This is a genomic window from Pseudonocardia xinjiangensis (genome assembly GCF_012911925.1).
Taxonomy (GTDB): Bacteria; Actinomycetota; Actinomycetes; order Mycobacteriales; family Pseudonocardiaceae; genus Pseudonocardia; species Pseudonocardia xinjiangensis.
In genome coordinates, this window is sequence record NZ_JAAXKY010000008.1 from 43,105 (window position 1) to 54,168 (window position 11,064).

At 68.7% G+C, this 11,064-nt stretch carries 10 protein-coding genes and 3 pseudogenes; 6 read left to right on the forward strand and 7 right to left on the reverse strand.

All coding sequences use genetic code 11. The features are described from left to right. Positions 1 to 88: 88 nt before the first annotated feature. Positions 89 to 406: pseudogene (locus HF577_RS37330) on the forward strand (integrase core domain-containing protein); the annotation flags it as partial. Positions 407 to 497: 91 nt separating this feature from the next. After that, positions 498 to 1,445, forward strand: a complete 948-nt coding sequence (locus tag HF577_RS04680) for an alpha/beta fold hydrolase (protein ID WP_169394481.1) — start codon at positions 498 to 500, stop codon at positions 1,443 to 1,445. 21 nt (positions 1,446 to 1,466) lie between these two features. Here HF577_RS04680 and HF577_RS04685 read toward each other — a convergent pair. After that, a pseudogene (locus HF577_RS04685) lies at positions 1,467 to 1,667 on the reverse strand (aldo/keto reductase); the annotation flags it as partial. 677 nt (positions 1,668 to 2,344) lie between these two features. Here HF577_RS04685 and HF577_RS04695 point away from each other — a divergent pair. Next, on the forward strand, positions 2,345 to 2,575 hold the full coding sequence (locus tag HF577_RS04695) for a hypothetical protein (protein ID WP_169394482.1): 231 nt from the start codon (positions 2,345 to 2,347) through the stop codon (positions 2,573 to 2,575). A 255-nt stretch (positions 2,576 to 2,830) separates the two neighbouring features. On the opposite strand, the gene HF577_RS04700 is transcribed toward HF577_RS04695, so the two are convergent. Beyond that, entirely contained in the window at positions 2,831 to 3,130 is a 300-nt protein-coding gene (locus HF577_RS04700) for a hypothetical protein (RefSeq protein ID WP_169394483.1), read from the reverse strand. A gap of 538 nt (positions 3,131 to 3,668) precedes the next feature. On the opposite strand from HF577_RS04700, the gene HF577_RS40075 reads away from it, so the two are divergent. Further along, positions 3,669 to 3,935: a GNAT family N-acetyltransferase gene (locus HF577_RS40075; protein WP_407692183.1), complete on the forward strand. Its 267-nt coding sequence runs from the start codon at positions 3,669 to 3,671 to the stop codon at positions 3,933 to 3,935. Positions 3,936 to 4,224: 289 nt separating this feature from the next. On the opposite strand, the gene ccsB is transcribed toward HF577_RS40075, so the two are convergent. The 4 genes and pseudogenes from ccsB to HF577_RS04715 all read right to left on the reverse strand — a co-directional run bounded on the left by ccsB (position 4,225) and on the right by HF577_RS04715 (position 7,806). Continuing rightward, a complete protein-coding gene (gene ccsB / locus HF577_RS04705) occupies positions 4,225 to 5,145 on the reverse strand; it encodes a c-type cytochrome biogenesis protein CcsB (protein WP_169394484.1) in 921 nt (306 codons plus the stop codon). Between the two features lie 469 nt (positions 5,146 to 5,614). Continuing rightward, on the reverse strand, positions 5,615 to 6,475 hold the full coding sequence (locus tag HF577_RS04710) for an integrase core domain-containing protein (RefSeq protein WP_211173794.1): 861 nt from the start codon (positions 6,473 to 6,475) through the stop codon (positions 5,615 to 5,617). Positions 6,476 to 6,552: 77 nt separating this feature from the next. Then, positions 6,553 to 6,774: pseudogene (locus HF577_RS37910) on the reverse strand (helix-turn-helix domain-containing protein); the annotation flags it as partial. Between the two features lie 135 nt (positions 6,775 to 6,909). Continuing rightward, positions 6,910 to 7,806, reverse strand: a complete 897-nt coding sequence (locus HF577_RS04715) for a LysR family transcriptional regulator (protein ID WP_211173795.1) — start codon at positions 7,804 to 7,806, stop codon at positions 6,910 to 6,912. 170 nt (positions 7,807 to 7,976) lie between these two features. Between HF577_RS04715 and rox the strand changes: the two genes are divergently transcribed. Beyond that, positions 7,977 to 9,404 carry a rifampin monooxygenase gene (gene rox / locus HF577_RS04720; protein ID WP_169394485.1) on the forward strand — a complete coding sequence of 476 codons (1,428 nt, stop codon included), beginning with the start codon at positions 7,977 to 7,979 and terminating at the stop codon, positions 9,402 to 9,404. A gap of 2 nt (positions 9,405 to 9,406) precedes the next feature. On the opposite strand, the gene HF577_RS04725 is transcribed toward rox, so the two are convergent. After that, entirely contained in the window at positions 9,407 to 10,009 is a 603-nt protein-coding gene (locus tag HF577_RS04725; protein WP_169394486.1) for a TetR/AcrR family transcriptional regulator, read from the reverse strand. A 128-nt stretch (positions 10,010 to 10,137) separates the two neighbouring features. Between HF577_RS04725 and HF577_RS04730 the strand changes: the two genes are divergently transcribed. Further along, on the forward strand, positions 10,138 to 10,998 hold the full coding sequence (locus tag HF577_RS04730; RefSeq protein WP_169394487.1) for an SDR family NAD(P)-dependent oxidoreductase: 861 nt from the start codon (positions 10,138 to 10,140) through the stop codon (positions 10,996 to 10,998). Positions 10,999 to 11,064: the final 66 nt, after the last annotated feature.

The window sequence follows — 11,064 nt, forward strand, 5'->3', positions numbered from 1 at the left end:
ACCAGCCGTGCCCAAGCATCCGCGCGCGCAATCGCGCAGTGCGACCCCCCGGCGACGGTTCGTGCCGTGCGACGCCTACTCGTCCTGCGTCGGGGATGCCTTCGACAACGCGCTGGCCGAGTCGATGATCGGGCTGTTCAAGACCGAGCTGATCAAGCCGGGCGGGCCCTGGAAGACCGTCGAGCAGGTCGAGATCGCCACCCTCGAGTACATCGACTGGTTCAACCACCGCCGACTATTCGAAACCTGCGGCGACATCCCACCGGTCGAACTTGAGGCAGCGCGCACTACCGTCAACACGCCGCCTTCGCCGAGGCCGGCCATTCAACCCCGTAGGTCTCCCGACAAGCCGGGGCGGTTCATCATCAGATCTGATCTGTACCTGATCCGTCTCATTGGGTTCTGATCCGCCCGGGGCGAGGGTAGGGGTAACCCCCGCCCCGACTGGGTGGTCAGCGGGCCCGAGCGGGATCGGGAAACCACCAAGAATCATCTCCATGAGCACGCAGACAATGTCCCGGTTCCGCCGGGCCGCCCTCGCCCTCGTCCTGCCCGTCGCCGTGGTGGGGGCGGTCGCCGCGTGCGGTGATTCGGCGGCGCCGAAAGCGGCGCCCGCGGCCGGCCCGGCCGCCTCGGCTTCCGAGGTCTCGACTGACGCAGCCGGCCCGGCAAACTCGGCCCCCGCGGCGGACCTGCACATGATCGCCCACGACGGGCACCGGCTCGCCTTCCACCTCACCCCCGGGCATTCTCCCACCCTCGTGCTGGACGCCGGCGGCGGCGAGGACTCCTCCTATTGGGATGCCCTGGTGGCTCAGCTGTGGCAGGCCACCGGGTCGCAGATCATCACCTACGACCGGGCGGGTATGGGCGCCAGCGACGAGGTGAAGGGCCCCTGGGACGGCCGGGCCGCCGCCTCCGACCTGCAGGCCGGTCTGCGTGAGCTCGGCGTCACCCGGGACGTGGTCCTCGTGTCCCACTCGCAGGCGGGGGAGGTTGCCACCTACTTCGCCCGCGCAAACCCGGGCGTGCTCTCCGGGGCGGTGCTCGTCGACGCCAACCTGCCGCAGTTCTTCACCGATACGCAGATCCAACGCATCGTCGCGCTCACCGCGCCGCAGATCGAAGCGCTCATGAAGCAGCCATCGACGAAGGAGAACCGTCAGCTCATCGGCACGGCCGAGGACTTCGGTCCCACGCACCAGGCGTACCACAAGGTCTCCTGGCCGGACAGCGTCCCAGTCACCGTCATCGTGGCGGAGAAGACGCCCTTCGACGGATCCGCGCAGGACGCCCAGCGCTGGCGGGACGCGGCCGCCACGTTCGTGGCCGCCGGCCCCGGCCGGACACTCGTCACCGCCCAGGGAAGCTCGCACGACGTCCCCAAGGACAAGCCCGCCCTGGTGCTCAACGAAATCGAGCAGATGGCCGCCACCGCCAAGTGACGGCCATCGTGCCGGCGGGAGTCAGGGGCGGCGAGCCGAATTGACCGTCTTCGCCGGGTCGCGCTCGGCCACCGGGCCGAGCGCGTCGTCGATCGCCTTCGGCAGGTCGGGCTCCAGCCGTACGCCCGCGGCCTTGACGTTGTCGCGGACCTGTTCCGGACGGGAGGCACCGATGATGGCCGCGGAGTCGTTCCGCAGCACCCACGCCACCGCCGTGCTCGCCTGCGCAGACGCGGCGCTGTGATCAGGACAGCCCTCCTGGCCGGTGTTCGCCGTAAGTGTCCGCGACTCCCGCTCGATCTGGCAGGCATCTGGCACGCGCGGGACGCGGTCAGCCGCGCGCGATAAACCCGGCGACGTCGGTGGTCATCCGCCGCGTACGGCACCGACGTCGACCTCGACGTGATCCGCGCGTGGTGGTCGTTGCGAAGCCTGGTGGGGGTCCGCTGGCTGGTCGAGCACGGCTTCGATCCGTCCGCGCCAGGCTGCGAGGTCGACGTGCTGAGAGCCCGGATGTGAGACTGCACGAGCCCGACGGCTACGAGAGCCGTTCCGCCGTATCGAGCGAAGCGCGTCGTCTTCCGGACCGACGAGGTCATGGTCCTCGAAGATTCCGGCAGCCGGTCGGCGAGACCGGCAGCCGCCGCACGACTCGGATCACGGCGGCCGTGGGCGCGCACGCCGATCAGCACCAGTAGGCACGGCTTGTGCTCTTCGACGCTGATGTTGACTTTGATCCCGTCGGCCCACAGGTTAGTCCACCCCGGGACAGCTCCGGGCGTGAAGTTGCGGTGCTCGGCCGTCCAGGCCTCGATCATCTTGGTGCTCGACGCCCACCGTCTTGTGATGATCCAGGGCTAGTATCCGCTGTTCACCCCTGGATAGAAGGAGCAGAGATCATGGCATCCGGCGACGGCTCGTACATCTTTCCGGAGGAGCACAACAATTTTCTCGCTGACTACAAGGAGCTGCTGCAGCGGTACCCGGAGGCTGCAGCCCGGTTCGCTCTAGCGGATCTTGGTGATCGCGCGGCGGTCCCCGTCTCCGGCCCCGGCGCTCCAGTGTCGATCATTGAGTGCACGCCGCACGTTGGCGGCAAAGTTGATTGCCAAGAGGTCCACCTTCAGTAGGGGCGCGACCGTTTGAGAACCCCCTCTGATCAATCGGACGGGCCCGGTTGGCGGGTCGGGACCGGGATCGCCGCGCTGGGCCCGGCCGTGGCTGTGCCTCAGGGCTGCATATCGCGTCTGCCACTTGTTGTGCGTGCTTGAGGTCTGCCACGTGGTGTTCTCGGGTTCGCCGCGGTCGCAAACGCGCGCCGATGCATCTGGCAGGAACTCGACTTCCCCTCCTAGCCGCAGCCGGCCGGGCGGAGCAGTGCCGGTCTACAACCCCGGCGGCTCGATCGGACCAGGAGGCGGCACCCTGATCAGGCACATGGACAGGTTGATGCCCGCGAGCTGACGGGCCTCCTCGCGCGCGGCCTCATCCGGGAGGCGCTCGGCATCATCCAACTCCGCGCGGAAAGCATCCCAACACGCTTGCTCACTGGGATCGCTCGGCAGCATTTGCGCTTGGTCGCGCCCGCCGGCGTCCCGCATCCGCGCTGCGGCGTCCACTAATGACCTGCCATAACCCTCGATCCGGTCTGCGTGACGGCGCAGCACGTCGTCCGTCCTGTCCATTGGCGGTGCCTCCCTCGGATGGGGCCATACCGGTGAGCGATCCTCGCGGGTGCGTCAGCGGTTGAGCAACACCCACATCCTTGATGCGCCAAGTTGCGGTCTGTGTTCCCCGTTGCTCGGAGTCGAACGTATGGCCCCCGACTTCATGGCCGACGAGATCGAGCACCACCTCCGGACCTACGTCGGGCGCTCCCCCGAAATGACCCACCGCCAACTCGGCGAGGACAGGTCGTTCCGCTCGTGTACTCCCCCCTGTTGGTGCTGCGCGCTGGCTCTCGGTGCCGCTGCCGGGTCCCCACTGCCGGGCGCGCGGCGACGGGGACCGGCCGGAGGCCGCACGCCCGCCCCGGTGCCGCAAGGCGCCCGGCAGCGGGCACAGCCCCGGCAGCGGCGCGGTAGGCGCCGCCTTGAACAGCTAGGGAAACTGGGCAGTCCCGGTACATGCTGAAAAGTAGGCCCGGTGCAGGTCGTGCCGGGCGATCGTGTCGTGCCGGGCGATGGTGTCTGCGCCGGAGCTGTCTCCACACCCTCCGCGTCCGTGCGTAGTCCGCGGCCCCTCGGTGTCGCTCGTCGAGCCCTCGCACTCCTCACTCGCTGGGCTTTTGCCCACCTGGATCTCCAGGTGATCCGGCTGTGGACTCACGCCGACAACGCCCCGTCCCGAGCAGCCGCGGAGAGAGCAGGCTTCTCCCGTAATCGGTCCGGGGACCGGCTGCGCGCGGTCAAGGGCGAAGTGTGGCCGACCGTCGCCTACGAGTTGCGTCGACGCACAGCCGACAGCACGGCCCCTCCGCCGGAGCGGTGATGCAGCCGGTCGTACCCCGCCCAAGTTCCGTTGCTTCCCCAGGTGGGCGTGTCAAGACCGAGTGAGGCTTTGGAAGCTGGATTCGTGCTCTCGTCGCAGCCATCCGTGCCAAAGATGTGACAAAGCATGAGGCCAAGAGGACAGAGGATCGGCGATCGCCGAAGGTCAAGCGCGATTCGGCGGCCAGCCGCCTACTCGTCTTCCGTGCGTCTCGCGCGGGCCTGAGCCATGGCCTGCCGATTCCGCGTTAGGGGATCAATGCGCCGCGTCGGCGGCGGGCGTGGCCGCCTCAAAGGCCAGCGTAGGAATGTAGGCCTGCGACGATCAGGTTGACGAAGAACAGGTTGAACACGATCATCGTGAAGCCTCCGACATTGATCCATGCCGCCCGAGGAGCCCGCCAGCCAGCTGTCGCTCGTGCGTGGAGATAGGCCGCGTAGACAACCCACGCTACGAACGCCACCGTCTCCTTCGGGTCCCAGCCCCAGAAGCGCCCCCACGCGGCCTCAGCCCAGATCGCCCCGCAGATCAGCCCGAAGGTGTAGAGCGGGAAGGCGGCAACGGTCACCCGGTACGCCACCCGGTCGAGAGCCTGAGCCACCGGGAGCCGCTCGGCGAACCGGCGGAGCCGATCTGAGCGGCGCAGGAGGTATAAGCAGCTGGCGACCCCGGGCAGCAGGAACAGGCCTGACGAGACCACGGCCGTGCTGACATGGAAGATCATCCAGTAGGACTGCAGCGCCGGGACCACTGGGCCACTAGCCGTGTAGAGCAGTGTCCCGCCCAGGAACATCAGTACCAGCACGACGGGGACGACGAAGATCCCGACCGGCCGCATCGACGGGGCCCGTCGAACCATGACCAGCCAGCCGACGATCGCAGCGAGGCATACCGCGGAGATGTACTCATACATGTTGCCCATCGGCCAGCGCCCTGCGGACAGGCCGCGCAGCACGATCGACGACAGGTGAAGGAGCGTCCCGAGCGCGAGTAGTGACACGGCCATGCGCCCGAACCGGTCGGAGCGAGTGCGCACGTCACGCCCCTCAACGTCCCCGGTGGGGTGGGCGACCCCGACCGTCACAAGGGCCTTCGCCGGTTCTCGCCGGAAGCCGTACTCGACGATCTCCAGCAAGAGCGCAAGGGTGTAGACGAGCAGCGCGGCTCCGTAGAACCAGTCGCCGTAGATGGCGAGCAGCGGATCGCTCAACGTCCTCGTACCCCCTGACGCTCGATCCAGTCACGATCAGCGTCCTGCTACGCCGCCGCTGTGCGAATCTACTACACGCTGTAGAAGTGGCCAGATGGGTCCGTCGCCGACCCTGTCTTGTCGTTGCCTCGGCCGCCGCGGACTATCCGCGGACACGAACCAGCGATGCCCCGCGTCATCGCAGGTCAAGGCCGGAATGCCAGCGTTCTGTTAATCCGCTCCGCCGAGCGTCGGGAAGTCACTAGTGCGGTCGCCTTGAAGTTCGCCGGGCCGGCCAACGGCGCCCTGCGCCCAATACGCGCCCAAGTCTTCTGCCGATTGACACCCCTGCCACTGTCCTTACTGGTCAGCGGCAAGCGGTGAAGTGGTACGGACCGTCCTCCGGAGGCGGTGTCGCGGGTTCGAATCCTGCCGGGGGCAGACACTGTGATGTCGCGGGACACCGTGCACAGGTGTCGCGCGACATCGTTCACGGTCGCGGTTGTGGTTGGTAGTCCCGGGTGGGGTCGATGGTCAGTTCCCGCAGGAGCGTTCCGTTGATGTCGAGAACGCGGATGTGAAGGTCGCGGACGAGGACCAGGACGCGGGTGTCGGCGTGTCGGCGGCCCAGACCGATGTGGTGCAGGCGGCTGTTGTGCCGCAAGCTGATCACCCCTGAGCGGTCGATGCGGTCGTGGCGGACGCGGTAGTGGCTGGTGTCGATCGGGGCGCCGGTGGGGACTGCGGTCGGGCGGGCGATGTAGGCCTGGCCGGGGGTGCGGCGGTTCAGCGCGCGGTGTGGCCGGACGGTGTTGTAGTAGTCGCGGAACTCATCGAGCTGGGCCTGGAGCCTGTTGACACTGACCGGGCGGGCTTGCCGGTCGAGCCATTTCTTCAGGGTTTGGTGGAATCGTTCGACTTTGCCGCAGGTCTGCGGGTGATAGGCGCGGGAATGGGTGAACCGGATCCCGCGAGCGTGACAGGTGATCTCCAGGGCGACCCGGCCGCCGCGGCGGGGAGTTCCGGTGAACACCGCGCCGTTGTCCGACAGCAAGCTCGCCGGGTCGCCGTAGGTGCTGGTCGTGGCCGTGAAGGCCGTGTTGAGGTCACCGGCGGTGAAGATCCGGCGGCAGGTGGAGGCCACGGCGAGGCGGGAGTGGTCGTCGATGATGTTGAGGACTTCGACATCAGTCCCGTCGGAGAGTCGGTAGTGGGTGATGTCGAGTTGCCAGCGTTCGTTCGGGGCGTCAGCAGCGAAGCGTTGCCAGCTGCTGCGGGGGCGCTTGTGTGGTTGCGGGGTGACGAATCCTCGGGCGGACGGGATCCGCCAGATCGTCGAGACCGCCGGCACCGCGTCGGGGCCGTGGCGCTGTTGCAGATGCGCGGCGATGGTTGCGGCACCGGCGTCGTACCATCGCGGTCGAGGTCCTTGCGCAGCGCGATGATCTCGTCCTCGAGACGCTGCGGGGTGCGCCCCGGGCTGTGGTGTGGTCGGCGTGACCGCGGCGCCAGCCCGGCCTCGCCGTCGGCGAGGAACCGCTGCACCAGCGTGATCACCCACCTGCGCGAGACCCCGTAGGTGCGGGCCACCTCGCTCTTGGAACGGCCCTCGACCAGTACCGCGGTCACGACCAACTGCGCCATCCCCATCGTGCACCCCTTGTCCTCGGGTGTGCACGATGTCGCGCGACAGGTGTGAACGATGTCCTGAACTCATACACTGCCGGGGGCACCACAAGGATGGGAACGGGTCAACGTCTCGATCTTCAACCGCCCAGTGCCCGTCTAGCGCTGCAACGCGCCGAGGTCGCTGACGACCCGGGCCATCGCCCGGATCATCTCGGTTTCGGTGCGCCATACCAGGGCATAGCGCAGGCGGGTCAGATCGGTGATGGGCAGCCACCGTACGTCCGGCATGGCCCAGTGGTCGGTCACGTGGACGGGGAAGACCTGAACCGTCTCGCCGAGGGCGACCAGATGGATGAGCTCGTCGCCGTTCGTGAGGAGCGCTCTACGCTCGATGACGAGGCCGCGTGGGCTCTGGAACGGCAGGTACGCGTCTTCCCAGTAGTCCGGAAGGCGCTCGCCCGAACCGTTCGGGAAGTCGGCCAGCATCTCCACCGATACTGATGATCGTGCGGCGAGTTCGTGATCGGTTGACACCGCCAGGATTCGCCGGTCACTGAACAGGACCGGCCCCACAGTGAGGTCGGGTTCGTCGACTGGCAGCCAGGCGACGAGGATGTCATGTTCTCCGGTGCGGAGCGCGGCGAACGGGTCGACGAACGACGCCCGGCGGATCTGCAGCGACCACTGCGGGTGCCGGGTGCGGAACGTGGTCCAGAACGGGCGCAGATCGTAGGTGTTGAACGGAATCATGCCCACCCGCAACGTGCCTGTGATGCCTCGGCTGGCCTGCCGGGCGCGTTCCAGGCTGTTCAGCAGGCCGGCGTAGACGGGGCGGAGGTCGTCGCGCAGCTGGGCACCGAGGGGGGTGAGCCGGACCGTGCGGGTGGAGCGGTCGAACAACTGCCCGCCGATGCGGCGTTCCTGTTGCTTGATCACTTGGCTGACCCGGGCCGTGGTGACGTGCAGTCGCTGCGCGGTCCGACCGAAATGCAACTCCTCGGCGAGCGTCAGAAAGGTCTCGATATCGCGTAGCTCCACCTGTGACCCGTTCACGAGATACCTGTCGCGCTGCCCGGTGAACCCGCCCGGCCGATTGTCAACCGTGGCTGAACAGTGCGTTGCCGGGTTCGTCGTTGATCCAGGACTCGATCGTGACGGACGCTGTTCCGGTACGGCGAGATCGCCGCTGAGACGGAACACGAACTCCGATGATTGGGGGGCTCATGCTCGATGTCATCCTCGCCGGCGGCGGGCCGACCGGCTTGCTGCTGGCCAGCGAGTTGCGGCTGCACGGCGTGCAGCCGCTCGTGCTGGAGAAGGATGCCGAACCGACCGGACAGGTTCGTGCGCTGGGTCTGCACGTGCGCAGCATCGAGGTGATGGCCCAGCGCGGTCTGCTGCAGCGGTTCCTCGCGCTCGGCCGGCAGTACCCGGTCGGCGGTCTCTTCGCAGGCATTCCCAAGCCCCCGCCGGACGTGCTGGACACCGCACACGCGTACATCCTCGGCATCCCGCAGACCACCATCGATCGCCTGCTGGCCGAGCGCGCCACCGAGCTCGGCGCCGAGATCCGGCGTGGCTCTGAGCTGGTCGGGCTGAGCCAGGACGACCACGGGGTGACCGTCGAGCTGGCCGACGGCACGCGGCTGCGCTCGCGCTGGCTCGTCGGCTGCGATGGCGCCCGCAGCACGGTGCGCAAGCTGCTCGGCGTCGGCTTTCCCGGCGAACCCGCCAGGATCGAGACGCTGCTGGGCCACATGGAGGTGACCGCGCCGCCGGAGACGGTGGCGGCCGTGGTCGCCGAGGTCCGCAAGACCCACAAGCGGTTCGGCGTCACGCCCTTCTCCGACGGGGTGTACCGGGTCGTCGTGCCCGCCGACGGGGTGACCGAGGACCGCTCGATCCCGCCGACCCTCGACGAGGTCAAGCAGCAACTGCGTGCCTACGCCGGCACCGACTTCGGCGTGCACTCCCCGCGTGGGCTCTCCCGCTTCGGCGACGCCACCCGGCTGGCCGAGCGCTACCGGGTCGGCCGGGTGCTGCTGGCCGGCGACGCGGCGCACATCCACCCGCCGACCGGCGGGCAGGGACTCAACCTCGGCCTCCAGGACGCGTTCAACCTCGGCTGGAAACTGGCCGCAGAGGTCGCGGGTTGGGCACCGGAGGGGCTGCTGGACAGCTACCACACCGAGCGGCACCCGGTGGCCGCCGACGTGCTGGACAACACCCGCGCCCAGGTGCAGCTGATGTCTGCCGAGCCGGGGTCCCAGGCGGTGCGCCGGCTGGTATCGGAACTGATGGACTTCGAGGACGTCCGGCGGTACCTGATCGAGAAGATCGTCGCGATCGGGGTCCGCTACGACTTCGGCGAGGGTCATGACCTGCTCGGTCGGCGGCTGCGGGACGTGGGACTGAAGCGGGGCCGGCTGTACGACCTGATGCACGGCGGCCGCGGGCTGCTGCTCGACCAGACCGGCCGGCTGTCGGTGGCGGGCTGGGCGGATCGGGTCGACCACGTCCTCGATGTCAGCGAGGAACTGGACGTGCCCGCGGTGCTGCTGCGACCGGACGGCCACGTGGCGTGGGTCGGTGAGGACCAGCAGGATCTGCTCGACCAGCTGCCCAAGTGGTTCGGCGCCGCCGTCGGCTGAGATCACGAGCTGGATCCGCGGGGGCGCAGCCCGTTGAGGGCGGTGGTCACGACGAGGTCGGTGTACTCGGTGGTGAGCGGTCCGGTGCGCTGGAGCCACCGGTTGAGCACCGGTCCCCAGATCATGTCCACCGCCACCTCGAGGTCCAGCCCCTGGGCCAGCTGTCCCGCCTGCTGGGCGCTGCGCAGCCGCTGTCGTTTGGCCTCCCTCAGCGGCCCGTCCAACCGCTCGGCGTACGCCGCCGCCAGTTCGGGGTCGTGCGCGATCTCGGTGCTCAGCGCCCGCATCGGGGGCTCGAACCGCGGATCGTTCAACTCGTCGACCGTGGCCCGCAGGACCAGGACCAGGTCGGCCTCCAGGTCCCCGGTGTCGGGCAACATCGGCGGCTCACCCCCGGCGCCTTCGCTGAGCATCAGGAAGGCGTCGAACAGGACCGCGCCCTTGGACGGCCACCACCGGTAGATCGTCTGCTTACCCACCCCGGCTCGCGCAGCGATGCCCTCGATGCTCAGCTTCGCGTAGTCGACCTCCTGCAGCAGGTCGAACGCCGCGGTGAGGACGGCGCGGCGCGAGGCCTCGTTCCGGCGGGCCGTGTTCGGCGTCATGGGTGGTCACCATACCAGACACGAGACGGACCGTCTCGTCTTGACGGGCGCGACGAAGACGCCTACCGTTCCCGCCATACGACGAGACGAACCGTCTCGTCTCACACCAATGAAGCGGAGATCCCTCCATGCGCACCCCCTCCGGCACCACCCCGCACACCTGGTTCATCACCGGCGCCAGCCGCGGCCTGGGCCGCGCCTTCGCCGAGGCCGCACTCGACCGCGGCGATCAGGTCGCCGCCGCCGCGCGGACCATCGACCGGGACACCTTCGACCACCAGCACGCCGACCGGCTGCTCGCCCTACCCCTCGACGTCACCGACCGGGCGGCGGTCACCGCCGCCGTCGACACCGCGGTCGAGCACTTCGGGCGGCTCGACGTGGTCGTCAACAACGCCGGCACCATGTCCATGGGCATGGTCGAGGAGTTCACCGAGACCCAGGCGCGAGCCCAGTTCGAGGTCAACCTCTTCGGCGCACTCTGGGTCACCCAGGCCGCGCTGCCCCACCTGCGCGCCCAACGCTCCGGCCACATCGTGCAGATCTCCAGCATCGGTGCCCTCGGCGGCTTCCCCAGCACCGGCATGTACAGCGCGAGCAAGTTCGCCCTGGAAGGCATGAGCGAAGCACTCGCCATGGAAGCCGCCGCCTTCGACGTCAAGGTCAGCATCGTGCAGCCCGGCGGGTACTGGACCGACCTGTACACCGCCATGACCACCACCACCCCGATGGCGGCCTACGCACCGCTGCGCACCGAACTGGAGCGCCAGTGGGCCGACGGCTCCATCGACAGCGAGCCCCGGCTGGCCGCCCGGGCGCTGCTGCACCTGGTCGACAGCGACGACCCGCCGCTGCGACTCCTGCTCGGCAGCATGGTCTACGACCTGGCCTTCGACATCACCCGCCGCCGGATGGACACCTGGGCGGGCTGGGAGCAGGTCAGCCGGTCAGCCGAGCACGCCGTCCCCGCCACCGCCCCCGCGCAGTGACGTTCGCCCTCCTACTGCCGTGACGGCAACCACCGCGGCGTCAGCCATGCCCGGAACCGAACCCGA

Coding starts and splice junctions, on each gene's coding strand:
- HF577_RS04680 (WP_169394481.1), top strand. CDS start 498: ATGAGCACGCAGACAATGTCCCGGTTCCGCCGGGCCGCCCTCGCCCTC.
- HF577_RS04695 (WP_169394482.1), top strand. CDS start 2,345: ATGGCATCCGGCGACGGCTCGTACATCTTTCCGGAGGAGCACAACAAT.
- HF577_RS04700 (WP_169394483.1), bottom strand. CDS start 3,130: ATGGACAGGACGGACGACGTGCTGCGCCGTCACGCAGACCGGATCGAG.
- rox (WP_169394485.1), top strand. CDS start 7,977: ATGCTCGATGTCATCCTCGCCGGCGGCGGGCCGACCGGCTTGCTGCTG.
- HF577_RS04725 (WP_169394486.1), bottom strand. CDS start 10,009: ATGACGCCGAACACGGCCCGCCGGAACGAGGCCTCGCGCCGCGCCGTC.
- HF577_RS04730 (WP_169394487.1), top strand. CDS start 10,138: ATGCGCACCCCCTCCGGCACCACCCCGCACACCTGGTTCATCACCGGC.